Source organism: Paenibacillus sp. NPDC093718 (genome assembly GCF_050279985.1).
GTDB lineage: Bacteria > Bacillota > Bacilli > Paenibacillales > Paenibacillaceae > Paenibacillus_AQ.
Genome location: NZ_JBNNUS010000007.1, coordinates 1 through 26,019, shown reverse-complemented (window position 1 = coordinate 26,019; position 26,019 = coordinate 1). Strand labels below are relative to the sequence as shown.

Annotated in this window: 25 protein-coding genes; 23 read left to right on the top strand and 2 right to left on the bottom strand. The window is 48.7% G+C overall.

What is annotated here, in order from left to right; all coding sequences use genetic code 11:
- Positions 1-26: 26 nt before the first annotated feature.
- From ACQKPA_RS20800 to ACQKPA_RS20740, 13 genes are read left to right on the top strand one after another with little or no spacing between them, the layout of a single operon-like run.
- On the top strand, positions 27-986 hold the full coding sequence (locus ACQKPA_RS20800; protein ID WP_427494409.1) for a phosphate/phosphite/phosphonate ABC transporter substrate-binding protein: 960 nt from the start codon (positions 27-29) through the stop codon (positions 984-986).
- 28 nt (positions 987-1,014) lie between these two features.
- Entirely contained in the window at positions 1,015-1,758 is a 744-nt protein-coding gene (phnC, locus tag ACQKPA_RS20795; protein WP_427494407.1) for a phosphonate ABC transporter ATP-binding protein, read from the top strand.
- Positions 1,759-1,772: 14 nt separating this feature from the next.
- Positions 1,773-2,582 (top strand): phosphonate ABC transporter, permease protein PhnE, encoded by an 810-nt coding sequence (gene phnE / locus ACQKPA_RS20790; RefSeq protein WP_427494405.1) that lies wholly within the window; start codon positions 1,773-1,775, stop codon positions 2,580-2,582.
- Complete coding sequence (phnE, locus tag ACQKPA_RS20785; RefSeq protein WP_427494404.1) at positions 2,579-3,424, top strand: phosphonate ABC transporter, permease protein PhnE; 846 nt, start codon at positions 2,579-2,581, stop codon at positions 3,422-3,424. Before phnE (ACQKPA_RS20790) ends, phnE (ACQKPA_RS20785) begins: the two co-directional genes overlap by 4 nt.
- A gap of 4 nt (positions 3,425-3,428) precedes the next feature.
- On the top strand, positions 3,429-3,866 hold the full coding sequence (phnG, locus tag ACQKPA_RS20780; RefSeq protein WP_427494403.1) for a phosphonate C-P lyase system protein PhnG: 438 nt from the start codon (positions 3,429-3,431) through the stop codon (positions 3,864-3,866).
- A complete protein-coding gene (phnH, locus tag ACQKPA_RS20775) occupies positions 3,853-4,506 on the top strand; it encodes a phosphonate C-P lyase system protein PhnH (protein ID WP_427494402.1) in 654 nt (217 codons plus the stop codon). Before phnG ends, phnH begins: the two co-directional genes overlap by 14 nt.
- Positions 4,507-5,673, top strand: coding sequence for a carbon-phosphorus lyase complex subunit PhnI (locus tag ACQKPA_RS20770; RefSeq protein WP_427494401.1), 1,167 nt, complete (start codon positions 4,507-4,509; stop codon positions 5,671-5,673).
- On the top strand, positions 5,642-6,535 hold the full coding sequence (locus tag ACQKPA_RS20765) for an alpha-D-ribose 1-methylphosphonate 5-phosphate C-P-lyase PhnJ (protein WP_427494399.1): 894 nt from the start codon (positions 5,642-5,644) through the stop codon (positions 6,533-6,535). Before ACQKPA_RS20770 ends, ACQKPA_RS20765 begins: the two co-directional genes overlap by 32 nt.
- The gene (locus ACQKPA_RS20760) at positions 6,532-7,380 is read left to right on the top strand and encodes an ATP-binding cassette domain-containing protein (protein ID WP_427494398.1); all 849 of its coding nucleotides are present in this window, start codon (positions 6,532-6,534) and stop codon (positions 7,378-7,380) included. The genes ACQKPA_RS20765 and ACQKPA_RS20760 overlap by 4 nt, the downstream gene beginning before the upstream one ends.
- Positions 7,381-7,404: 24 nt before the next feature.
- Positions 7,405-8,130: a phosphonate C-P lyase system protein PhnL gene (locus tag ACQKPA_RS20755; RefSeq protein WP_427494397.1), complete on the top strand. Its 726-nt coding sequence runs from the start codon at positions 7,405-7,407 to the stop codon at positions 8,128-8,130.
- A gap of 27 nt (positions 8,131-8,157) precedes the next feature.
- A complete protein-coding gene (locus tag ACQKPA_RS20750) occupies positions 8,158-9,351 on the top strand; it encodes an alpha-D-ribose 1-methylphosphonate 5-triphosphate diphosphatase (protein WP_427494396.1) in 1,194 nt (397 codons plus the stop codon).
- A 15-nt stretch (positions 9,352-9,366) separates the two neighbouring features.
- The gene (locus ACQKPA_RS20745) at positions 9,367-10,326 is read left to right on the top strand and encodes a sugar phosphate isomerase/epimerase family protein (protein WP_427494395.1); all 960 of its coding nucleotides are present in this window, start codon (positions 9,367-9,369) and stop codon (positions 10,324-10,326) included.
- Positions 10,323-11,201, top strand: coding sequence for a PHP domain-containing protein (locus ACQKPA_RS20740; protein ID WP_427494394.1), 879 nt, complete (start codon positions 10,323-10,325; stop codon positions 11,199-11,201). The genes ACQKPA_RS20745 and ACQKPA_RS20740 overlap by 4 nt, the downstream gene beginning before the upstream one ends.
- A 284-nt stretch (positions 11,202-11,485) precedes the next feature.
- On the opposite strand, the gene ACQKPA_RS20735 is transcribed toward ACQKPA_RS20740, so the two are convergent.
- Complete coding sequence (locus ACQKPA_RS20735) at positions 11,486-11,935, bottom strand: MarR family winged helix-turn-helix transcriptional regulator (protein ID WP_427494393.1); 450 nt, start codon at positions 11,933-11,935, stop codon at positions 11,486-11,488.
- Positions 11,936-12,687: 752 nt separating this feature from the next.
- On the opposite strand from ACQKPA_RS20735, the gene ACQKPA_RS20730 reads away from it, so the two are divergent.
- Positions 12,688-13,524, top strand: a complete 837-nt coding sequence (locus ACQKPA_RS20730; protein WP_427494392.1) for an alpha/beta fold hydrolase — start codon at positions 12,688-12,690, stop codon at positions 13,522-13,524.
- A 550-nt stretch (positions 13,525-14,074) separates the two neighbouring features.
- Entirely contained in the window at positions 14,075-15,235 is a 1,161-nt protein-coding gene (locus ACQKPA_RS20725; RefSeq protein WP_427494391.1) for a Gfo/Idh/MocA family protein, read from the top strand.
- A 64-nt stretch (positions 15,236-15,299) separates the two neighbouring features.
- Here the strand turns inward: ACQKPA_RS20725 and ACQKPA_RS20720 are convergent, their stop codons facing one another.
- On the bottom strand, positions 15,300-16,175 hold the full coding sequence (locus tag ACQKPA_RS20720; protein ID WP_427494390.1) for an AraC family transcriptional regulator: 876 nt from the start codon (positions 16,173-16,175) through the stop codon (positions 15,300-15,302).
- 929 nt (positions 16,176-17,104) lie between these two features.
- Here ACQKPA_RS20720 and ACQKPA_RS20715 point away from each other — a divergent pair.
- The 8 genes from ACQKPA_RS20715 to ACQKPA_RS20680 form a co-directional block, all read left to right on the top strand.
- A complete protein-coding gene (locus ACQKPA_RS20715) occupies positions 17,105-19,375 on the top strand; it encodes a helix-turn-helix domain-containing protein (protein WP_427494389.1) in 2,271 nt (756 codons plus the stop codon).
- Positions 19,376-19,493: 118 nt separating this feature from the next.
- A complete protein-coding gene (locus ACQKPA_RS20710) occupies positions 19,494-20,585 on the top strand; it encodes an ABC transporter permease (RefSeq protein ID WP_427494388.1) in 1,092 nt (363 codons plus the stop codon).
- A 14-nt stretch (positions 20,586-20,599) separates the two neighbouring features.
- The gene (locus tag ACQKPA_RS20705; RefSeq protein WP_427494387.1) at positions 20,600-21,499 is read left to right on the top strand and encodes a carbohydrate ABC transporter permease; all 900 of its coding nucleotides are present in this window, start codon (positions 20,600-20,602) and stop codon (positions 21,497-21,499) included.
- Between the two features lie 53 nt (positions 21,500-21,552).
- A complete protein-coding gene (locus ACQKPA_RS20700; RefSeq protein ID WP_427494386.1) occupies positions 21,553-23,205 on the top strand; it encodes an extracellular solute-binding protein in 1,653 nt (550 codons plus the stop codon).
- Between the two features lie 73 nt (positions 23,206-23,278).
- Entirely contained in the window at positions 23,279-24,322 is a 1,044-nt protein-coding gene (locus ACQKPA_RS20695) for a glycoside hydrolase family 88/105 protein (RefSeq protein ID WP_427494385.1), read from the top strand.
- Positions 24,323-24,580: 258 nt separating this feature from the next.
- Positions 24,581-24,874: a hypothetical protein gene (locus tag ACQKPA_RS20690; protein WP_427494384.1), complete on the top strand. Its 294-nt coding sequence runs from the start codon at positions 24,581-24,583 to the stop codon at positions 24,872-24,874.
- A 69-nt stretch (positions 24,875-24,943) separates the two neighbouring features.
- Positions 24,944-25,153: a hypothetical protein gene (locus tag ACQKPA_RS20685; RefSeq protein ID WP_427494383.1), complete on the top strand. Its 210-nt coding sequence runs from the start codon at positions 24,944-24,946 to the stop codon at positions 25,151-25,153.
- Positions 25,154-25,489: 336 nt separating this feature from the next.
- Positions 25,490-26,019 (top strand): IS110 family transposase (locus tag ACQKPA_RS20680; protein ID WP_427494381.1); only part of this gene is annotated, 530 nt, incomplete at its 3' end.

Below are 26,019 nucleotides of genomic sequence, written 5' to 3'. Positions count from 1 at the left end.
CCAATAAAAAAAGGAGATGAATCAAAATGTTTAAAAAGATGCTGGCTTTGGTTTCCGTATTCGGTTTGTTTGTCATTACCGCTTGCGGCGGAGGTACTCAATCGGGGGCAGCAGAAACGCAAGCCGCGAGTGCACCGGCAGCGGCTGCCGCTGCGGTCGAGGATCCGAAAGCGGATTGGCCGGAAGTGCTGCGCTTGGGGGTTCTTCCGGGTGAAGAAGAAGGCAAGCTGTCCCGCGGAAACCAGAAATTTGTTGATGATTTGGGCGCAGCCCTCGGCATCAAAACGGAACTGTTCGTCGGCGACGACTATACCGCCGTCATCGAAGCGATGCGCACGAAGAACATCGATATCGCCACGTTCGGACCGTTCTCTTACATTATTGCAAACGAACGCAGCGGAGCGCTGCCATTGGCGGTTAAGGAGAAAAGTAAAGAGGAGGCATTCTATAACAGTCTTGTCGTCGTTCCGAAGGATTCTCCTGCTCAAAAGGTTGAAGATTTAAAAGGGAAGACGTTCCTGTTCTCCGATCCGGCATCTACTTCGGGCCACTTATTCCCGCGAGCGAAAATGATCGATGAGCTTGGCATTACGAACGACGAAGTAGAGTCCTTCTTCTCAACGGTTTCCTTTTCCGGGGGCCACGATAAATCGATTATTGCGATTTCCAAAGGGATTGCAGACGGGGCTGGTGTGTGCGACACCTGTATTCAACGGGTTGTTGATGCAGGTTTGGTGAGTGCCGATTCTTATCGAGTGATTGCGACATCCGACCCGATTCCTGCCAGCCCTCTGACTTATCGCGACGATTTGCCTGAGAGCCTTGTGGAAGCGATCAAAGCGTTCATTTTCGAATATCACACCCAAAATCCAGATTTTTTCAGTGATGGCACAACGAAATACATTCCGGTCGACGACAGCGATTACCAAGTAGTAAGAGATACAGCAGAAGCGCTCAACATGAGCCCGGAAGAATTGTTGAAATAATAATTGAGGAAGAGGTGAACATGTTCTAATGTCAACGATTCTAGAAATACGAAACCTGAAGAAAGTGTATACCGACGGAACCGCAGCGCTCAAGGGAATTGATTTTCAGGTAAATCGTGGAGAGTTTATTGCGATCATCGGGCCGAGCGGAGCAGGAAAAAGCACCCTTCTTCGCTGCATCAACCGGTTGGTAGAGCCTTCGGAGGGACTGATCCAATTCAACGGGATGGATGCGACGAGAGCCGGCGCGAAGCAAATCCGAAAGATGCGGCGCGAGGTAGGCATGATTTTCCAAAGCTTTAATCTCGTTCAACGGGTTACGGTGCTTCGGAACGTGCTTCATGGTCGCCTCGGTTATATGAATCCTGTAAGGGGAAGTCTGGGAATCTACTCCAAGAAGGATATCGAAGAAGCGAAACAAATTTTGACCCGGTTAGGGCTGCAGCAGCAAACGTTCAAGCGCGCCGATGAATTAAGCGGTGGGCAGCAGCAGCGGGTAGGCATCGCACGTGCGTTATCCCAAAAACCCCTCATGATTTTAGCGGACGAGCCGATTGCAAGCTTGGATCCCGTAACGTCGGATTCCATCATGCAGCATCTTCAAACGATCTGCTTGGAGGACGGCATTACATGTATGGTCAATCTGCATCAAGTGGAAGTCGCCAAGAAATTCGCGACCCGGATCATTGGAATTCATAAGGGAACGGTCGTGTTCGACGGAACGCCTGATCAATTGTCCGATGATATGATCGAGAAGGTGTACCAGCAATGAGGGCGGCGACGAACTTGTCCAATACGCGAAGCCGGTCCGAGGATCATCTGGAGGAGCTTCTGAAACAGAAAAGAAGGCAAACCTGGATGATTTCCATCGCGATTCTCGCGGTCACGGTATGGTCCGCTTGGACAACCGAATTTTCCTTCTTCGAGGTATTTACAGGCGTGGAAGAAATTATTCGGTTTATCTTTCTCGACTTCCTGCCCCCGGATTTTTCTACGTTCAACCGATTGATCGGACCTGCGCTGGATACGATCTATATTAGCTTCGTTGCGATGGTCGTCGGTGCATTGCTTTCTATGATTCTGGCGTTTTTTGCGGCGGCGACGACAAGCCCTTCACGTACAATCCAAGTCGCGGTTCGTGCGTTCTGCTCCATTTTGCGAAATATTCCTACGCTCATTTGGGGGATTTTGCTTGTGGCGGCTTACGGGTTAGGAACGCTTGTCGGGACGCTTGCGCTTATTTTTACAGCCATCGGCACCCTTACACGGGCTTACGCTGAAATTCTTGAAGAAATCGATATGGGTCCGGTGGAGGCCGCCCGGTCGACGGGAGCTTCCTATTTCCAAGTGCTGGGACAAGCGGTATTTCCGCAATTTATGCCGGGGTTTATCGGTTGGTCGTTGTATAAGCTGGAATTAAATGTTCGGGCATCCACGCTCATTGGGATGGTTGGCGGCGGAGGTCTGGGGTTCGCCATTCAGAACGGACTGAAGCTGTTTCAGTATAAAGAGGTAAGCTTGGCGATCATTATGGTGATTGTACTTGTTCTTGTAACGGAGTGGATGACTAGCAAATTAAGGGAGAGGATCATATGAGCACAGAATGGGCACAGTCGGGCGGCACGATCGGCCCAACGAATGCGGAGAAACCCGATCACGGACTATATCCCAAGAAGCCGAAACGGGACCCGGTGCTCGTTATCGTCGGCGTTGTCGGAGCCGTCTTCTTTATATTCTGCTTAGTTCAGTTGAACTTTGATTACAGTTTGTTGTTTTCGGGCACTTTGAAATTTTTACAATCGTTCACTTACATGTTCCCTCCGAACGCATCGGAATGGAGACATGTTCTTGCTGCGGCGCTGGAATCGCTGCAGATCGCGATCGTGGGCACCGCGCTCGCTGTTGTGTTTTCGTTCGTCCTGTCCTTCTTGGCTGCTGAGAACGTTTCACCCCGAACGGCATGGTTTTTCAAAGGTTTCGCTTCGTTTCTTAGGGTCGTACCGACGCTGGTGTGGGCATTGATATTCATCGTTGCAGTCGGGATGGGGCCATTGCCAGGGATTCTGGCGATTTTCACGCACGCTGCGGGCATGCTGGTGAAGGTCTTCTCTCAATCCATTGAAGAGATCGACGACGGCGTTCTGGAAGCACTGCGCGCTACCGGGGCAGGCTGGTCGCAGATCATGCTGCAGGGCGTACTGCCAAGCGTCATTACTTCCTTCCTCGCGTGGAGCGTGTTCCGGTTGGAGGCGGATATCGGGGAATCGTCCATTCTGGGCGTTGTGGGCGCGGGCGGCATCGGCTGGGAAATCGCTAACGCAATGCGCGCTTACGAATTCGATACGGCCTTCTTTGTAGCTTTGGTCATCTTTGCAATGGTGTTCTCGGTCGAATTTTTCAGCAATCGCCTAAAAATCCATATTCGAAAGAAGGTTTGACGCTTTGAAGAAATCTCAAATTACACGAGTGCTGATCGAAGGGGACCGCGAGCTTCTACGTAAGCTGAGCGGCGAAATTGAGGAGCGTTATCCCGTTGCAATCGTCAGAACGCCGGAGAAATCGCTGGTGATGAGCAAAGCGAGAGATGTGGTTTCCCAGCAGCCTTTCTTTATGGGTGAAATTCTGGTGTCGGAATGCATCGTAGACATTCAGGGGACGCACGGCTTTGGAGCACTCATCGGCGAGGATGCGGAAAAAGCATATGAGCTGGCTGTCATCGATGCCGCCATGAACGCCTCTTTGCCGGAAACGAAGGACTGGATCTCCGTATTGAGGACCGAAGAGGAGCGCATCGCTACTCGGCTGTTGCAGGATAGGGAATTGGTTATGCAGACGAAGGTAAATTTCGACACGATGGAGGAAGCATATGGAAAACGTTAAAGAGTGGGCTGCTGCCTTGGAGACTTCCGATCGATTCGACGCCGTGCATGACACGCAGCACATTTATCGTGCGCTCTTGGAAGCAATGGCCTTCCCCGGAACCGTGCAGGATATCGGACCTGTCATACAAAAATTAGACGATTCCTTAGCGTTTAACCGCACAGCGGCGGGCATTGCACTCACCTTGCTTGACGCGGAAGTCAGCCATGCGGTTCAAATGGCGGAAGCTGCGCTGCTGCCGGATTACATCCGGAGAATGACGTTCAGTCCGGTAGCGCCGATGAACGATGCCGATTATGTGTTTGCGGACGGCGATATGGATGCGGAGGCCATTGCGCGAATCATCCAATCCGTTAAATGCGGAACGCACGAAGGTCCGGATGCTAGCGCGACGTTACTGTTAAAAGTGACGGGCTTTGCAGAGGAACAGGGAACGAATGAACGGCGGCTGGCGCTGTCTGGACCGGGGATTGCCATAGAAAACGAATGCCGTGTTGTCGGATTAACAGCGGAATGGTTGACAGAACGGGAAAGGGCGAACGGGGAATATCCGGTCGGCATCGATCTCATTCTTTATAACGGCGAGGGTCATCTGGTTGCGCTGCCTCGGACGACAAACCTCAAGGAGGTGGAACGGTAAATGGCATACGTTGCAGTCACCGGGGGGCAAGAAGCCATTGCCCAAGCCGAAAAACTGATAAATTATTATCGTTTGAAGGATGCGGCGTTCGAGCTTCCGGTAGAAGCGATCGAGAAGCAAATGCGTCTCTTGGTGGATCGAATCATGAGCGAGGGCGGCATGTATTCGCCGGATTATGCGGCTTTGGCGCTTAAGCAGGCTGAGGGGGATCCTTCGGAAGCCGCCTTCTTGATTCGGGCGTATCGGTCTACCTTGCCGCGTAATCATTACTCCTTGACGATCGAACCGTCGCAAATGCGGGTTATTCGCCGGATTTCCTCATCGTTCCGCGACATTCCGGGCGGGCAGCTGCTGGGGCCGACGAACGATTACACACACCGGATGCTGAATTTTTCCCTGAGAGAGGAGAATGCAGACGACATCCGCCGTTTTGTCGAGGAATATTGGGGAGAAGCCGCGATGGAGGAGTCGGATTCGCCGGAACAGTCGGAAACGCTAACCTTCATGAAAGTAGCGGATTTGCTTCGCGAACAAGGGCTGATGAAGCGCACGGAATCGCAAGCGGAGCTCGAGCCGTTCGATATTACCAGAGAGAAGCTTTCTTTCCCAACCACCCGTTCTGCCCGCCTGCAGGCGCTTTCCCGGGGAGAGACCGGCGCGATGACGGCGCTCGCTTACAGCAGCATGAGAGGCTACGGAGCGGTGCATCCGACGATCGGAGAGCTTCGGGTAGGATATGTGCCAGTGTATATTCCATATCCGCTGGATCATGCTTCGGATGAGGGTGAAGGGATCTATATCGGCGAAGTGCTTCTAACGGAAGTGGAAACGATCAACTCGTTTACTCAGGACAAAGAATCGGGGAATGTTCAATTTCTTCTCGGTTACGGACTGTGTTTCGGCCAAAATGAGTTAAAGGGGATCGCGATGGCGATTCTCGAGCGGAGTCTGGAAACCAGCGGGACCGCCCCTGCCCAGGATGAGGAGTTTGTTCTTATCCACATTGACAGTGTGGAGTCGGCGGGCTTCGTCTCCCATCTCAAACTGCCGCATTACATTACATTCCAATCCTCATTGGATCGCATACGGGATACGAAGACGAGATTGGATACAAAACAGAAAGAGGGGGAGCCGAATGCGTCCGAACTTCAAACCAGCAGCATATAATTTCGCATTTCTTGATGAAGGTTCAAAGCGGGAAATACGCAGAAAATCGCTGAAAGCGGTGGCCATTCCCGGTTATCAGGTTCCTTTTGCGTCCCGGGAGCTGCCGATTGGACGCGGGTGGGGGACAGGCGGATTACAGCTGACGCTTTCGCTCATCGGCAAGGATGATGTAGTGAAGGTCATCGATCAAGGGAATGACGACAGCGTCAACGCGGTCAGCATCCGGCGGTTGGTCGAGGAGACGAGCGGCATCGGCACGACGGAGGATACGGCCGAAGCGACGGTTATTCAATCCCGTCACCGGATCCCCGAAGAGCGTCTGACGGAGAAGCAAATACTTGTTTTGCAAGTGCCGCAGCCGGAGCCGCTTCGAAAGGTGGAGCGCAGCGAGCGGATGACAAGACGCCAGCATGCAGAGATGGATTACAGCGCCGTTTGGCTGACGTTGTATGAAGGTATCGTGAAGTGGGGCGATATTACCTTGGGCGCGGACTATCCCGTGATGGTGCACGACCGGTACATTATGGCGCCAAGTCCGATTCCGCGCTGGGACAACGAGAAGCTGCATCAAGCGGACCATCTGACGCTGTTCGGAGCGGGAAGAGAGAAGAAAATTTACGCGGTTCCCCCGTACACGAATGTACAGCCTTTGCAGTTTGAGGACTACCGGTTCAAGAAGGAATCGTTCGAAGGAAAATCGTGCCGCCATTGCGGAAGCACGACAACATTCCTGGATGAAGTGACCGACGAACAGACAGGCAGCCAGCTTTATCAATGCTCGGATACCGCGCATTGCAAGAAACATCAAAACCGAAAGCAAGCGCAGACGGCCATTGATGCGAAGGGAGTCGGGAGTAGATGAGCGCAAGCACGGAGAGAAAGCTGCTGGAGGTACGCGGATTGACCAAGCGGTTCGGGCCCGGCTGCCAGTATTGCGAGCAGCCTTTGCAAAGCCAGGAGCTATCGGCTCGTTGTCGTTATTGCGGAACGGTTTGGGCGTGCCGGTCCATCGATTTGGACCTGTACCCAGGAGAAATTTTGGGTGTTGTAGGGGAGAGCGGATCGGGGAAGAGCACGATGGTGAAATGCATTTACTTCGATGAGGAAGCGAGCTCGGGCTCCATGACGATCTCCACCTACAAGGACGGACAGTCGAACGTCTTTGCCGAGTCGTCGCAGCAGAAGCGCTACATTCGCAATCATCTGATGGGTATGGTGTACCAAAACCCGTATTTGGGATTACGAATGAACTATTCCTCAAGCGGGAATATCGCCGAGAAGCTGTTTGCCGCAGGACATTTTCATGTGGGCAACATCCGCGAACGTGCATCCGAGCTGCTCACGCGCGTGGAAATTCCGGTTATGCGAATGGATGAGCCGCCGAAGCAGTTTAGCGGCGGGATGCAGCAGCGAGTGCAAATTTCCAAAGCCTTGGCGAACCGTCCGCCCATCCTCCTCTTGGATGAGGTAACGACCGGACTTGATTTATCCGTCCAGGCCAAGGTGCTTGATTTGATCCGAAGCATTCAAAGAGAGCTTCAGGTCGCGATGATCGTCGTGTCCCATGACCTGGGCGTCATCCGCATGCTTGCGGACCGGACCGTTGTCATGCGTAACGGAACCATCATCGAGCAAGGGCTGACCGACCAGATCCTTGAGGATCCCCAAAACGCTTATTCGCAATTGCTGGTACATTCGCTGCTATAACGAACAAGCGGATATCGAATTCAGATGAAAAACGAAAGCGGTGAAAATGTGCTCACAGTTGAAAGATTATCTAAAACTTTCGAATTGTCGTTAACGGAACGAATGGTTGTTAATCCATTCTTTGATCTGTCCTTTCACATTCCGAAAGGACAATTTCTAGGCATTGCCGGTCCGAGCGGCATCGGCAAATCTTCCATTCTGAAGTGTGTGTATCGCAGCTATCTGCCGACGAGCGGGAACATCTGGTATGACTCCGAACGCTACGGCCGTGTCAATCTGGCGCAAGCCGACGAACGACAAATCATCCATCTGCGCCGGAATGAGATGAGCTATGTGACCCAATTCCTGAAGGTCATTCCTCGTGTTTCCGCACAGGATGTCGTCGCTGAGCGGCTGCTTCCGAAGGGATATGACCTGGAGAGCGCCCGCGCGAAAGCAAGAGATATGCTGAGCAGGCTGCGGATACCAAAGGAGCTGTGGGATGCGTTTCCCGCTACCTTCTCCGGAGGAGAGCAGCAGCGCGTAAATCTGGCAAGAGCCTTAATCGCGCAGCCGAGGCTGTTAGTCTTGGATGAACCTACGGCGTCCCTAGACAACCAAACGAAGGAAATCGTGTTATCGATCTTGCGTGAAATGAAGGATGAAGGAACAACGATGCTCGGCGTATTCCACGATTGGGAGGTAATGGGCCAAATCGCCGATGACATTTTAGATTTAACCCAGTGGAAGCAAGAGGCTATAACCAGCTAGTAACTTCGAGGGTTTTGGAGGGAAAACATGGCAGACGATGTCTTGAGAATATACGGCGGGAACATTGTAACGCCGGAGGGTACGATCGAGAACGGAACGATCGTCGTGGAGAACGGCCTCTTTGTGGAAATTAGCAGAGCGAACACAGGCCCCCATGGGCTGCGGGATGTCGACGCGTCGGGGTGCTGGATTCTTCCTGGCATGATTGATACGCACAGCGACGCGATTGAACATGAGATGCAGCCGCGGCCTTCCAGCCGGTTTCCGATCGAGTGGTCTTTTCCGGAGCTGGAACGGAAGCTGGCGGGGCAAGGCATTACGACCATCTACCACTCTTTAAGCATGTGGGATGATGGTGCTTCCAATATGGCGCGGCGCAATTCAAGCGTTACGCAGTACGTTCAAGAAATTCACCGTATGAACGAGCGGCCGCGACTGATCCACAACCGGATCCATATCCGGTTCGAAATTACGAATAAGAATGCGGTCCCTTTCATTGAACAATTTTTGCAGGAGAGGGCAATCGATCAGCTGTCGTTTATGGACCATACGCCGGGACAAGGACAATACCGAGATCTGGAGGTTCACAAGCGCTTCATTATGCAGCGGCAGCAGAAGACGGAAGAAGAAGTGCTGCAAATCTTCGAAGAGAGGAAGAGTCGGGAGAAGACTAGCTTCGATACGCTTCAACGGTTGGCCGAACTTGCCGATCTCACAGGCGTTCCGCTGGCTTCACACGACGACGATTCCATCGAGAAGTTAGATATCGTTACGCAATGGAATGCTTCCATTAGCGAATTTCCGGTGGACTTATCCGTGGCGATTGAGGCTAAACGGCGCGGAATGTACGTTGTCATGGGAGCGCCCAATGTCATGCTTGGCAAATCCCATAGCAATAATCTTTCCGCTCTTGAAGCGATCAAAGAGGGCGTTGTGGACATTTTATGCTCCGACTATTACCCGCCGGCGATGCTGCAATCCGTGTTCCGGCTGCATCAGCTTGGATTTGAATTACACCACGGGGTAAACATGGTCTCGCTGAACCCGGCGAAAGCATTGGGCATCGATTCGCTAACAGGCTCAATCGAGCTGGGAAAAAACGCCGATTTGATCATAGCGGGCTTCCATGGGGAACGACCGATGATTGACAGCGTATGGGTCGGCGGAAATAAGGTGTGCCAGATGGAGTACCAACAATTTTCTGCGGTTTCCGCCTACTAAGAAGGAATGGTGAGTATGCAAACTAGAGGGATAGGTGTCAGTTTAGCTCCTAACGAATCGGTGGGAAACCTAGAGCTTCTTAAGAAAAAGCTGGAGAAAATCAATATGCTGGGTTTTGATTGCGTTGAAATTCCGATTCAAGGGATGAAGCTCATCCGTAACGGCTGTATCGATGAGAGCCGTCTGCTCGTTTACATTGAAGCTTTGAAGCAATTTCCGCTGCATTATACGACACATGCTCCTTTCAATATTAATCTTTTCCGCAGTGAGGATCGCAACATCGATCGGCTGGGGCTGATGGCCTCTTTAGAGATCACTGGCGCTATTGGAGCCGAAACGATGGTCTATCATGTAGGCCGGTATGTAGGCGAAGAAACATTTTTATATTCACATCAATGGCCTGTCTTAAATGATGGCGCCAAGGAACGATTGATGGCGGAAGAAAGAGCGGTAATGCGGGATGCCGGCCAACGGGCTGCCGAATTAAATGTCCGGATCGGCATGGAAAATATGCGTCCTTATCTAGACTGTCCCGATTATTGTTATTCGGTCTATCCGCATCTGCTGGCGGAGCAGGTCCGCACGATCAGCCATCCGAATGTGGGGATCACACTGGATACGGGGCATGCCTTCCTTGCTTCCCGTATGTATGGTCTGGATTTGCAAGCTGAGATCGAGGCGATTCGTCCTTATATTGTTCATATGCATGTTCACGACAATTTCGGCCGAGCATGCTATTCTACGGAAAAAAACCAGAATGAGCTCTTGGTCCTCGGGCGGGGAGATATGCATGCGCCCATCGGCGACGGAGCGATCCCTGTGCGGGATCTCCTTGGTTGGCTAGGAGGCTCTGTCGACGGTTATTTCGTGCATGAGCTTCGGGAGATCTATGAGTCTCAATGGCCTACGTTAACGGATCGTCTGAAGAGGATGGAGTACAGTTCTTACGCTTCGAGGGAGGCTGCTAATTCATGAACGAACATACGAATCCGATTGTAGATTTACATTGTCATACCCATGTATCTGATAATTCGTATTCCATTGAAGAAGTCGTAATCATGGCGAAGGAGGCGGGAGTCACGCACTTGGCGATTACTGACCATGATACGACAGCGGGGCTTGCAGAGGCGATGGAGTGGGGAAGGATCCACGGCGTCGACATTATTCCTGGCATCGAAATTACTTCGTCGGACCGTGTGCGCGGCGGAAGAGCGCATATTCTCGGGTACGGTGTGGAGCCCGGTCATCCAGACTTGACGTCTCTCTGTCAACCCACCCTACGGCAACGGCACGCCGCCTCTGAACAAATGGTGGAGCGTCTCATTCAGGAAGGCTATTCTATTACTTGGGAACAGGTGACGAAATATGCGCTTCACGGATCTGCCGTTTACAAGCAGCACATTATGCATGCGCTCATGGATCAAGGATATTGCAATGAGATTCACGGTGAGCTTGAAAAACGGTTGTTCGCCCGAGGCGACTCAGGCAAACCGCCGGGAATCGCGTATATTCCGATCCAGTACGTGGATGCCGTCGATGCCATCCGGGCGATTGCAGCCGCAGGCGGGGTTCCGGTGCTGGCCCATCCCGGTCAACTGGGCAACTTCGGTGCGGTGGAAGAATGGGTTGCACATGGCTTGCAAGGCATTGAAGCGTACCATCCGTCCCATAATGAAGAAGATATCGCGAGATGTCTCGCTTTGGCGGAACGGTTTGATCTCGTGGTTACCGGAGGAACGGATTACCACGGTTTATACGGCAGCGGGAAGTTTCCGCTCGGCAGCATAAATGCGGGCTACGAGAGCGTAGTAGGGTTAAGAATGAAGAGTAAAGAAAATCAATCCGTATAAAATGGAGCGGAGGGATCAACTTAAACGGGAAACGCTATTCCAAAACAGCAAGGAGCAGTTGGCCGGTTGAAACTTCTCCTTTTTCATAAAGCTCATGGACTGTTTAGCGCAACGGTATGAGTTAGAACGAGAGTGAGGAGTATAGCGTGAACTTGCTGCCCGATCGGCGTTCCGAAGGGGGGAGACTACTTCACAAAATATGGATCATTGTACAGATGTATGCTGATGATCATTAAGCAGAAGGGCAGCCTTAAATGGCTGCCCTTCTAAATTTACCTATCAAATTACTCTAAAGACGAAGAATTTACTTGCTGCATCAGATGTTTAATCATCACATTTAGCTCTTGGATTTCATCCATAGACATGCCAGAAGAAGCGATTAAGGACTGGGGGATGCAAGTGGCTTTTTCCTGGAGTGCTTTGCCTTGCTCTGTAATGCGAATATTTACTACCCGTTCATCTACAGAGTCACGACGCCGCTCAAGCAACCCGGCTCCTTCCATTCGTTTGAGCAGAGGGGTCAGCGTACCGGTATCAAGATCAAGAGCATCTCCAAGTGCCTTAATTGTAAGCTGCTGCTTCTCCCATAGCGTTAGCAGAACCAGATATTGCGGATACGTAAGTTGAAGTTCATCCAAGTATGGGCGATAGAGCCTTAGGATTGCCCGGGAACATGCGTACAACGAAAAGCACAAGTGTTCTTCCAGTTTTATATTCTGCGAATTGTTATCCATAGTGGTTACCTCGATCTGTAAGGATGGTTTATTAGCTTGTTAATCATATTTTAACATATCAAGATATATTTTTCAAAATTAAATTTTACAAAATATATTATTCGAGTCCCTGTTTGTATCTCCCGGCTGTAGTTTACTTGGATGTCGCGGTAGTCACACTATGCTGCAGACGTAGGATGATTTTATTCAGCTCTCCCATTTCCTATTCCGTCATACCCGAAGATCGAAGCAGTACTCTAGGTATGCACGCCACTGAATGCTGCGGCGCCTCACCTTCCTTGGTAATAGTGACATTAACCACACGTTCATCTGCAGCGTCACGACGGCGCCTAATAGCCTCATCAACTCCAGGCGTCTAAGCAACGGGGTCAGCGTACCGGGGTCCTGGTCCAGTTCCTTTCCAAACTCTGTTACTATCTGTATTAATCTCCCACAAGATGAGAAGAATAAACCAAGTATTGCGGATAATGGGTTGAGATCGAAATAGTCGTATATTCCTCGGGAACAAGCAACAAGCAGGAAGCCCAACTGATTTTCAAGCCGCTCCTATCCTCACATAAGCTCATGGATCATCAACTCCTTAGCATGTATTTTGTTTGGCTACATCTTATAAAAAACGGTCAGAATTGAAAATTATATTTCGCAAAATTAAATTGTTGACAATATATTTTATCCGAGGTATGATGACACCAGTAAGTGTATTGCGCAAAATAATATTTTGCAAAATAAAATAAGTATTGGAGGAGATTCAGATGGCAAAAGTAACAGTAGGAATCGAAAATGGAGCACCTATCGAGTTGTACTACGAGGATCATGGAGCAGGCAAACCGGTTGTGCTCATTCACGGATGGCCGCTCAGCGGGCGCTCTTGGGAGAAACAGGTCCCGGCGCTGGTGGAAGCCGGGTATCGCGTGATTACTTACGATCGCCGGGGCTTCGGTCAGTCATCCCAGCCATGGAGCGGTTACGACTATGACACCTTCGCGGCGGACTTGCACAAGGTCATCACCCACCTCGATCTGCAGGATGCAACGATTGTCGGTTTCTCGATGGGTGGAGGAGAAGTAGCCAGATACATCGGAACCTATGGCGATGAGCGCGTTACAAAGGCAGTATTCGCGGGCGCTGTTCCGCCGTACCTGCACAAGACAGCGGAGCATCCAGAAGGCGGGTTCGATGATGCGACTATTGCTAGTCTCCAAGACGGCGTCAAGACCGACCGGCTGGCTTTCATCGACGGATTCACCCGTGACTTCTTCGCAGCTGGTGACCGGACCGACCTGGTCAGCGAAGCCTTCCGTGTCTATAACCTAAACATTGCTGCAGGCGCTTCGCCAAAAGGAACACTGGACTGCATCGCCGCTTTCAGCCAAACCGATTTCCGCGGGGATCTGGCAAAGTTCCAGGTGCCGACGCTCTTCATTCACGGTGATTCGGATGCGATCGTACCATTGGTGGTCAGCGCTGAGCGTGCGCATAAGCTTGTTGCTGGCAGTGAGCTCGTAGTTGTCGAGGGCGGTCCGCACGGCTTCAATGCCTCACATGCAGAAGAATTTAACAGCGCACTGATTCGCTTCCTGCAAGGCTAATCGTAGGGGATTGCCTATTTATAAATCTAGATTTTCATACAATTTTATAGCCAAAAAGAAAAAATTCGCCCACAAGGGTGAATTTTTTTTATTTCTTTCACTTCCAATTGCTGATTCCTGCCTGGAAGCTATCGTAGTTAAGAGATAGGTCCGGATCGAGCAACCCGAATCACGGGATACCCCGTATCATGTGCATTGACGGCATTTCTCTTGCCTCCGGTAATCGTAGCAAATGGTTGCTGCCCCCAGAACAATCCCCCAAATTGGCATAAGCAGAAGCGGCGTTGTGCTCCCCAATTTTGAAAATCACCGCTCATCGTAATTCCTGGAATTGAGATTGAGATCCGTTTGTAGTTGAAAATATTGGGGGGTGACGGAAATGGTGGAATCCCAGCACTGCTTTTATCCTGAGACATTATTTTATTGGTTTTTTACATAGTCATAACCGCAATACAGCGTTATTTTTTAACAACATAGAAGGACTAATAAATTGGAGTATCATTTATGATTATCTTGAAGTTCAGTGAGTTAAACATGAGGAGGGATTTACATGTTAAAGGTGGCAATAATCGGAGCTGGAGCCATTTCGAATGCACATATTGGAGGTTATCTGGAATTCAAAGATCGCTGTAAAATTGTAGCAGTATGCGATGTTTTCCTCGAGAAGGCCAAATCAAGGATAGAACAGCATGGACTCGATGCGAAGTACACTCATGATTACAAAGAATTGCTCCAAGATGAAATCGATCTTGTATCCATTTGCACCCCACCGTACTTACATGCAGAAATCGCCGTTGATTTTTTGAAAGCGGGCAGTCATATCATCATCGAAAAACCGATGGCCTCATCACTTAAGGAATGCGACGACATTAACGAGGCAGCCCGTATAAACGGCAAACTGGTGTCCATTATTGCTCAAAATCGATTTACAAACCCGTTGATGAAATTAAAGTCTGTTCTAGATAGCGGCCTAGCCGGCAAGATTCTTCATGCCCAGGTTGATTCCTTTTGGTGGCGTGGACACTGTTATTATGACTTGTGGTGGCGTGGAACATGGGAGAAGGAAGGAGGAGGCCCTACTTTAAATCATGCGGTACACCACATCGATGCTTTGCTATGGATGCGGGGGCGTCCTAATCAGGTTCAAGCCATGATGAGCAATGTTGCGCATGATAATGCCGAAGTTGAAGATTTATCGATCGCAATGCTGCGTTATCCAGATGGAACTCTTGGACAAATCACAAGCTCAGCAGTACATCATGGTGAAGAGCAGCAGATCATTTTCCAAGGAGCGAATGCCCGAATATCCGCTCCATGGAAACTTCATGCATCAACTTCAAAACCTAACGGATTCCCTATTCAGAATCAGGAGTTGGAATCAAGAATCAAGCAATATTACGACAGCTTGCAAGATCTTCGTTATACGGGACATACGGCACAAATTGATAATGTATTAACAGCCATAACTACGAATACCTCCGTGCTCATTGACGGAATCAGCGGACGCGACACACTCGAGTTGATTATGAGCATATTTAAATCTGCAAGTACCGGCGCGATCGTCCAACTGCCACTACAGCCGGATGATCCTTTTTATACGAGAGAGGGGGTGCTAAAAAACGCTACCTATTTTTACGAGAAGAACCGTCATGTTGAGAATTTTGATGATCTGGAAATTACGACTGGAAGACTTGGGGAAAGGGAGATGTAATCTGTATAACAAGAGCGGAATGTTACATTGCCGATAAACCATGCAATCCATAAAGATAGAAAGGTTAATTTCTTGTCCATTTTTTTCGATATTGGTGAGGGGTAATTCCCGTGTGCAATTTGAACAGTTTACAAAAATATGAGCTATTCGCTAACCCAATCTTCTCGGCTATGAGAGAGATGGGTTTTTTTGTTGTCGTTAACAGCAGAACGGCTTGATGCACTCTACGGGTTGCTATGTACTCAGATATGCTGATTCCGGTTGCTTCTTTGAAAAGATGCGATATGTGATTAGGAGATAAATGCAGCGATTTGGCCATATCATCCAGCCGGAATGGGACCATATAATTGGCCTCGATCCATGATAGCAAATTTTCGACCTGATGATTTATACGTAGAGTTTGGTAAAGTGAGCTATCTGTCCGCTCTTCCCAAACATGTTTTATCGTGCGAAAAAGCGCCACAAGAAATAGCGAGAATTCTTCAAATCTTTCTGCCTCAGATCGTTTTATTAAGTTATCATTCAAACTCTTATAGATATTGTCCAAGCTGTTGAGATCCTCACCATGTTCATATAAACACGGAAATGGGAGCTTTCCTAAATATATAAATTTATAGAAAGTGCGGAGCGATGGCCATTTTTCGAAATAGTTTTCGAACATGGTTGGTTCGAAGATAACAAGCGAACGTTCAAAAGACTGGCCCTCAGCGTACTCAAGTTTTAGATGATGGAGTTGGTATGGTTGAAAAATACAAAGCATGCCAGGTTTGATCTCGTATTGATTGTTGTTAACAATCATGTGGCCTTTTCCTTGATGGATATACAATAATTCAACGCCAAGGTGGGAATGAAAGGTTTCTTTATGCTCGTAGTTTACGCTTTTCCGTTTATATGCAAAATGCAAAGGTACTTCGCTATAGTTGCTCGCAACGAATGGCAAGTTGTTCGCCTCCTTCGCGTTAAAATATTTATTGTAACCAACATACTCTAATATATTGAATCATGTGCTTGCATACAAGTGATTATTGGAAAAGTTCCCAACCCTTCTCGAAATATAGCTGATAGCCTTAATATCACTTTAAAAACAGCCCTCGCTTGGTAATTAAGCGGGCGAGCGCTGTTTAGAGATTAAGTTGCGCTAAGTCTTGAAATGAAAAACTTTAAAGTGTGATGTGAAGCAAAGAATGGACCTGTACTGTGGTGACGTTCCCCCGTCAAGAATAGAAATCGAGTATGTCATTATTGATTATCAAGGCAAAAAATGATTTCATTAATAGAAGTGGATCAGATTTTGGTAAAGAATATCATTAATGGTGATTTACTAGATTAGTAATTTAGGCGTAACATAAGAGGATACCACCACAAGGACACTCAAGTCCAGGTGGTGCGTAAAGATGTGCATGCTTGAGGATTCGCCTGATAAATGGATTATATTTATAGGTTAAAGTACTATTTTTGCCCGTAAAAATGTAAGCGCTTAATAATCTAATTTATATTTTCCGGATTTATCTAAGAAAGTAAACTTTACTGGAGGAGGTGATATTAAGAAAGTCAACGGAAGACAAAATAATTAAAGAGAGGAACTTGGAACGGTGATAATGGTGCAGAGATTCTAGGCTACCTTGACATAGATCTTCACCTGTCTGTCGAAATACAATTAATTTCATTATCTTACAGGTTTACAATGACTATAAGCTGAGGCCTTCTGGTGGCTCAGCTTATTTCGTAATAAGCAACGTAGGGCCAGTCTGAGGATGGTAGGACTTTTAAAAAATTCATACATATGAAAGACGTTTTAGAAAGTCAATAAAGTGTAAGAACAATGGCTACTGGTTCTAATTCAACCTATTAAAGGGATGGAGGGGTCCAATGAAGAGAATTCCGATGATGATGCAATTGGCATTGATCCTGTTCTGCATCATGGCCATTCCGATGGCAATTTTAACCTGGTATAGCAGCTCTCAGATTCTACGGAATTCGGAGCATGCCTTCGCGGAAACTTCGCTTGCAGAATTAAATGCCAATCGCGAACTAAACGAGAACGCTCTTAACAATTTGTCCCAGAATACGGTACGCCTTGGCGGCACCGATATCTTCGATCGAGTCCGCCCGTTCAAGTCCCTTGCCGAGCTCAAGACGGATTATATGAATGTGAGCAAAGCGATGGCGGTGCTCAAGGAATTGTTGAATCTGAATCAGAGCGTCGATGGGGTGTATTCGTCTTTCTTTTACCTCGACGATGCGAATTACGTGATTTCCACGGACAAAGGCATTACGAGTTTGGACAAATACGAATCCATCGATTGGCTGAACGAGGCGCTTCTTGAGCAAAAAGGGATACGAGGCGTATGGTATCCGCGCAGGCTTGATTCGGGAGTAAACGTAATATCGTTTGCACTGCCTCTAAACCGTCTTTCAACAGCTACACGCGGAACGATTGTGGTCAATTTGAAGGAGCGTCAAATCGAGCAGTATTTGCGATCAACGAAATCGGGGAAACAAGGCTATTTGCTCATGAAGCCAAGCGGTACTATCATCTCCCATCATGACAAGGGTTTGTTGCTCAGGAACGCCTATGAGGAGCCGTTTATTCGCGATATCGCCAGACAAAAATTGTATGAAGGCTACATGTTTCGGGAGTTAAGCGGCGAGCGATTGCTGTACGCGTGGTCCCGTTCGAACGAATTCGGTTGGACCAACGTGAGTATATACTCAGTCGACGAACTGATGAACAAACCCCACTCTATGCAGAGAGGAATCATCTTGCTTACGATTGTTATAATTTTTGCGGGATCCATTCTGACCGTATTTATTGCAACATGGTTGTCCAAGCCAGCCAGGGAATTGGTCCGAACAATTCGCGGACGCGTCAATCCAGGGGTACAGGATAAAAATGAGCTTGTATTCCTGGAGGCGGCATTCAGACGAATGCAAGAAGAGGAGGAAGGTCTTTACAAGCTGCTGAGCATCCGCGAGCAGGATGCCCAGAGCCACGCCATTCATAGTTTGCTGCGGGGGGAAGTGACGCCTCAGGCCGAAGAAATCTTTCCGGCTTCGCACTTTCTTGTTGCCGTCGTTTCAATCGATGGCTATCGAAACTATATCAGTCGGAACAATCCGGAAACTCGCAGCTACCATCGCTACCTGCTTCTCTCGAAATGTGATCATTTGTTCCCGAAAGAGGTTTATTCGCGCTGCGTCTATCATGGTGACGGTCACTTTGTAGTTCTGATCAACTACAGACAGGAGGAAGATGACAACCATAGAACCGGCATTCTTAAAGCACTGGACAGGATGAGGAACACTGGGGCTGAATTGCTGGAGCACTCCGTAACGATCGGCGTAAGTAGTCCGGCAGATTCAATAGGTATGGTCTCGGATCGGCTTGCAGAGGCATTGGAAGCGATCAAACAGCGGATGATCGCCGGCAGCGGCGGTATAACGTACTGGAAGGAAGAGGAACCGCGGGACAAAAAATATATCTATCCCGCTAACAGCGAAAGACGAATACTCAACTTCCTTGGCAATGGCGATCTGGACAGCATCATCGAAGAACTGAGAATTATTCGTGACGAAATTCGCTCTGCCGAATACGTGTCCTACGATAACATCTTGTTCATCTATCATCAATTGGTCGGCGTGACCATTAAACATCTGAGAGAGAATAATGTCAGCACAGTGCGGATATTCTCGAGACGGGGCAACATTTACGCTGCCTTAGCTTCTTTTGATACGCTTGATGAGCTTGAAGAATATGTTATTGGATTTTACAGCGAGATTGTTCACTACCTAACGCGCTCGCCGGGCGCATCCAACAAATACGCCGAGCGAATTATTCATTATTTGAATGAGCACTACCGTGAAGAAATCGTATTTGATGAGATGGCTAAGGAAATCGGAATCAGTTACTCCTACATGCGAAAAATTGTCTACGAACAAACGGGGAAAAGCATATCGGACTATCTCAACTTGCTGCGGATCGAGAAGGCAAAAGAGCTGCTTCTGAACAGTAACCTGTCAATCGCGCAGATTGCATCCGAGGTAGGCTGCATGAATGTTCGAAGCTTCAACCGTCTGTTCCGAAAATTTGAAGGGATGCCGCCGAGCAGCTATAAGATGCAGAGGTCCAGAACATCGTGAGGATTCAACCAATCCGATTTCATAGTGAAGCGTTATATAACGCAACATTTGATTCGATTAGTCAATACTGATTCTTGTGCTCACTTGAATATCGAATCGGCTACATATGGAATCAATCATGACGGAAATGTATCAATATTCGGCGTTTACCTGCGGACGATCGGGGCGATATGATAAGTCCAACCTCGAGGTTACTGAACTAGGAAACCGAGTCGGGGAGATCGTGTATGGAGGAGGTGAGATTTTGAAAGGTCTAGTCACTGCATCCAAAAATGAAACCGCTTCAATCTCCTTAACAAATAAGAAACTGGGGATTCTCTATTATCTTCGTCGGGATTGGCAGCTCTACTTCCTGCTCCTCATTCCTCTATCGTTTGTATTGGTTTTTAAGTACGCGCCGATGAGCGGTCTCGTGCTTGCATTTAAGGATTTTAAGATTGCCAAGGGATTCTGGGGCAGCGAATGGGTCGGATTCGAAGTGTTTCAAGACATATTCGCAAAATCCGAATTCAGTCGCGCAATTCGCAACACGCTTCTGCTGAATGTGTCGGACCTCTTATTTAGCTTTACAATGCCGATTGTGCTCTCATTATTACTTAATGAGGTCAAGAATGTTCTATTCAAGCGGGTAAATCAGACCCTGCTCTATTTGCCGCACTTTCTGTCCTGGGTCATTATCGGCGCAATTGCTTATCAATTATTGGGTGAAGGAACCGGTATGATCAATAATTTGATCGCGCATCTGGGAGGGACACGCATTCCGTTCCTTCAAGAAGACGCCAATTGGCTGATCAGTTATGTTTTCATTGGCGTATGGCAGAGCATGGGGTGGGGGACGATCATCTATCTGGCCGCAATAAGCGGCATTAACCCAGAGTTGTATGAAGCGGCAGTCGTGGATGGTGCAGGCCGATGGCGGAAAATGTGGAACATAACCCTGCCCTCGATCCGAGTAACGATCGTGACATTGCTGATTTTGAACTTGGGCCACGTGATGGCAGGTTCCTTTGAGCGTGTCTTTGCCTTAGCGAATAAAGCCACTACGGAGTTCACCACAACCATTCCCGTTTTGGTATATCGCTGGGGAATTGAAGGCGGGAACTTCAGCCGAGCAACCGCTCTCGGGTTGTTCCAGGCTGTCGTGGGGCTCATCCTTATATTAATTGCTGATCGGGTTGCGAAGAAATTGGGCGAAGACGGTGTCATTTAGAAAGGAGGGAAGCGATGAAAACATCCGTTAGCAGCTATGCCGTTCGCCGCAGCAGGAAACTGGACTTATGGGATATCCTGATCCGTCTCTTTCTTATTGCTGCCTCACTTGCTTGTTTGCTTCCTTTCGTTCATGTCGTTGCAAAATCTTTAAGCGAAGACGCTTACGTCATTGCTAACAAGGTGTTTCTCTGGCCAGCAGGTTTCACGCTGGAGGCCTACGGCAAAGTTTTCGCTGATCAGAGTATTCTGAGGTCTCTTTATGTAAGCGTTGTTATTACGGTGCTGTTCACCATTATCGGTATGATCGTCACTATTTGTGCAGCATACCCGCTATCGCGAAAGCAGCTTAAGGGCCGTTCATTTTTTACCTTCATCTTTATGTTTACGATGTTTTTTGGCGGCGGCATTATTCCCGAATATATGCTGATCAACAGCCTGGGGATGCTCGATACGATATGGTCCCTCATCTTGCCGCTGTCTTTTAGCGCGTTCAACCTGCTGATATTGAGGACTTCGATCTCCAGCAATATTCCGGTCAGCCTGGAAGAGTCGGCTCGGATGGATGGAGCGGGGCATTTCCGGATCCTGTTCAGCATCGTACTACCGCTCTCAAAGCCGATTCTGGCGACATTGTCCCTTTTTTACGCGGTCGGACGCTGGAACGCTTATCAGGATGCCCTATTCTACATTAAGCATAATGTCGATCTGCGGCCGTTGCAGTTGAAATTGTATTACTTGGTTGTTCAGGCAAGCGAGAGCTTTCAACTTGAGATGACGCAAGTCTCGCTGAGCAATCCGGAAGTGCTCAAAGCAGCATGTGTTGTATTTGCGACTTTACCAATCATTTGCGTCTATCCGTTCATTCAGAAGTATTTTGTCCAGGGAGTCATGCTTGGGGCTATCAAGGAATAGTGCTTGAGATTCTTTTGCAGCGATAGGATGAGATTTAAAAAGGGGGATATACGATGAGCAAACGGAAGATCATGTCTATGTTTATGGCTTTACTATTCATTGCCGCTCTTATGGCAGGCTGTACGGGGAATAGTACCAATAGCTCGAAGGAGCCTTCTCCAACCGATGAGGGTACCAGCCCAAACCAAAACGCCGCAGGCAGCTATCCCGATTATTCGCAAGGTTTCCCGGAACGAGTTACCATGGAAATTCCCGTGTATGAACGAGCGTTCGAAGGCTGGAACGTAACCGATAACTACTACACGCGCTGGATTCAGAAGGAATTCGGCGACAAATATAACATCGAAGTGAAGTTCACCCCGATCGCCCGCACAAACGAAGTTACGACTTATCAGCAGCTGCTCGCAGCTGGCAAGGCGCCGGATATCATTTTTCACTATGACATGCCGCAGGCGCTTGCATACTACGGAGAAGGTGTTATGCAGGAGTTGGACTGGAAAGAGATTGAACACTATGCGCCAACCTATTGGAGCAATATGAGCGAGACGATTCAGCAATATGGCGTCGTCGATGGAAAAAATACATTTTTCTTCGGTAAGCGTCCGGACTTAAATAACTATGGCAACTTTGTCAATATCATTCGTAAAGACTGGGTGGAGAAAGTGGGGATGAAGGTTGAGGACTTGACCTCGCTTGAGAAGTACAATGAAATGCTCATGAAATGGAAGGAAGCAGGAATCGGCGTTGCCGGGGCCGGTCTGACACGAAATGTTTTCAACTACAGCTATGGCTTCCGGGATTGGCCGACCGACCCGAAGGTCCACGCACTTTATGCAGATCTATCTGTTGCGGACTTTACGACCTCGGCAACCGAAGGATGGTTGCGTAACTTAAGTTATCAATATCATAATGGACTTATTGACAAAGAGTTCTATCTTCGCGACGATGATAACAAGCTCAAGGCCGAGTTTGTTGCGGGCAATACAGGCACGTACGGACTGTACATTACCAATAACACCGACGTGTTTGAAGCAACACTGAAGAACAATCCGGGAGCTGAATTTGCTGTAATTCCTCCTGGGACTGGTGTGCCGGAGGGCAATGTGCCGCAAGGCCGCGCCGACTGGACGTTTGGCTTGATCATGGGAATCAACCATGCATCAACGACGGAGGAGCGCGCAGCCGTATGGATGTATCTCGAGTGGATGAGTCAACCGGAAAACCTGATGTTCCTGCAGAACGGAGTAGAAGGAGAAAACTATAAGCTTGATTCCGATGGCCTGCCGGTAAAAGACCCGGATTTCAAGGGCGAATCCGTACTATCCCAGAACAATAACAAGGACTATTGGGCACTTATAACGGAAGCGCCTACATTTGAAACACCTGAACTCACGCTTAAAGCCAACAAAAACAACTGGACGCCTGCCGGTTACGAGCAAATTGTCGAAGACATGATAAAATATCGGCAAGAAATAAAACCGTATCAGATCCAGGACCCGCTGTTCACCGTAGTTCTTGAGAAAGTAAACGAGTATAAGGCAGATTTAAACAACCTCTTTCAGGAGCTGTATCTGGACATTGTCCTTGCGCCGGAAGACCAGTTTGATGCGAAGTACGAAGCGGCCAAGCAGAAATTCCTCGATGCCGGCTATCAAGAGATCTTGGACGAGAAGCAAAAAGCGATCGACGCAGGTCAATTCCGGTAATCGGGATTAATGTAAACGAAAACTTCGGAGCTCCTGCCGCAAAGCGGGAGCTCTTGCTGATAAGGAGGGCAATATGAACCTGAAATTGGAACTCACTTCGGAAGATTTAAAGCAAACTGCGGAGCGCGTTGCAGACTATACGTTCGGCATGGATTTGACGTGGGACTGGCCGGGCGGCGTCGCATTCTACGGCGTCAGCCGACTGCTCGACGTGACTGGTGAACATGCTTACCTGAAACGGATGATCGATTGGGTTGAAGAATACTTGGAAGCGGGCATTCCGGAAGGATGGACCGTGAACACCTGCGCGATGGGGCATATGCTGCTCACTCTGTACGAACAGACGAAGGATCAAAAATATCTGGATATTATTTTAAGCAAGATCGATTATCTGGAACATCACGCTCTTCGGTTCGGAGATCGGGTCCTTCAACATACGGTGTCGGCTAACAATGACTTTCCTGAGCAGTGCTGGGCGGATACCCTGTTCATGGCGGCATACTTGGAGCTTCGGGTCGGCGTGCTGCTAGGGAAGAAGGCACTCATTGACGACGCGCTCCATCAATTTGAACGGCATATTCATTACCTGCAGGATGAGGACTCCGGTTTGTGGTACCACGGCTACAACCATGTCAAGCAAGACCATATGTCCGGCATTCATTGGGCGCGTGCCAACGCATGGGCGGCCTATACGATGTCGCGGGCGGCCCGGGGGCTGCCGGAAGGCTACCTCTATCCTCCCATGATGCACATATGGAGCTCACTACGTGACCAACTGGCGGCGATTAAACGGCTGCAGCATGAGGACGGCTTGTGGGGGACCGTACTCAATTACCCGGAGGCCTACGGCGAAGTATCCGCGACAGCGGGGATCGCCGCGGCGATGGTAATGCAGGGCAATCCGCTGCATGCGAAATATGTGCGAAAAGCCTTGGATGGCGTTCTTGCCAATATTGCGGACAACGGAAGGGTTCTGAACGTATCCGGGGGTACGGCTGTCATGAACGACATCGAAGGATATCTCGGCATCGACCGGAAGTGGGCACAAGGATGGGGGCAGGGGCTCGTGCTCGCGTTTCTCGCAGTCGTTATTGAAGCACTAGAAGCGCAAGGGTAGGCTTGCGGATACTTACTGTTAAAGTGGCAAAGATGACACCGATTATGTTGAGATATTCCGCTAAGCGGGTAGTTGCTGTTTTAGGCACTGCCCGTTTCCAACTTTTGAATGATAACCTTTTTGTTTATCATGACGAGAGCTGATTGTATTCACAGCTCGCCGAGATTGCTCAGATGTGTAATCAAAAATGGTTTTAACGATCAATTTTGACGGTTTAAGGATCGTTCGCATGGTTGATATAAAGGAAGATAACGGGCAGTGGAATTCAATTATGGATTACAGTTTTTTATGGGTACCGCGACATGGATGAATATACCTCCGGCAAGCGACGCCTGTTGGATTCAGACTGCTGACGACTTTGCCGTCTTAAACGGCGTTAATCCGGTGAGTGGCGCATTGCGTGGGCGGGGGCGGACCACGGGTAGTAGAATTCAATTTCGTGTTAAAATAAATTGTGGAATAGTTACCCATATGGATTTAGAGGAATGTTCGTGGCACGGCAAACTCATATTATTGCTTGAAAATGGTTTAAATACAATTAAAGCAATATAATTATTTTGAATTTTCATACGAGGATTTATTTTTAGTGGTTGTTCATGTTAACGGAGGTGAAAAACAGCTATGCGTAAAAAAGATAGGAACGTAACAGGTATTGTATTGGCCGTAATTTACTGTGTTGTTCTTTTTGAGATTTTAATTGATGCGCCCCCTGGTGAAGCTCCAATGAATCCGCCATGGGCATACGCAATGTTTCCACTTGGAGTTGTTGTAATTACCTCTCTCTTTGATTATGTGATCAAGTTCGATTTTTTCAAAAAAAAGAAAGAGTGAAGGAAGGGAGTGTTGTAAATGACCGGAATCGGTGCGTTCATGTGTCGGGGGAAAAGTAGATGTTCCCTTTGATAGTCGCAATTAGCGGCTTTTTCGTATTATTAGGTCAGCCAGAAATTTTGGTTGGCCTAATTTTATAGGTGCTTTAAGATGGTGGTAGCCGGGAGAACGTGGGGCTTTTAGGGGAGCAAACCCCGAAACAAAAACTGTTCCCCCACTACCGTCCAATGACCATGTTTGAGCTGGTAGGGGCTTTTGACCCCGTATCACAAGCGAAGCTATGGGTTTGGAACCATCGTGGGAGTGCCGGCAAATATACCAAGAGCGGAGGAAAGTATGGAACCAGTAATTGGAGTGGATGTATCGAAAGGAAGTAGTGTGTTTCAAGCGTTTACAGGAAGGAACGAAGTGTTTGGGAAAACCGAGGTCATGGCTCATGACACAGAAGGGTTTGCTCGGTTAAAAGCATGTGCAGAGCTGATATACGAACAGAACGGTCAAATGCCCATGGTTATTCTAGAAGCGACCGGACATTATCACAGAGGGCTTGTAGCCTTCCTGGTTCAGGTGGGGATTCCGCACTGCATCGTTAATCCCCTGCAGTCCAAAAGAGCGAGAGGAACCAAGCTGCGTAAAGTAAAAACGGATGCGGCGGATGCCTGGCATCTGGCCGAGATGTATTACCGGGGTGAAGTCTATCCTCACCGGACTTCGGAAGAGACCTACACTGAGCTTCAGCATGTCACAAGGCAGCACGAGTTTGTGACTGGATTATATGTGCAGGCCAAGTTGAATACGCGGGCTTTGCTGGATCAAGTATTTCCCGGCTTCGAGGGGATTTTTCACAACTTGTACTCCGAAACGGC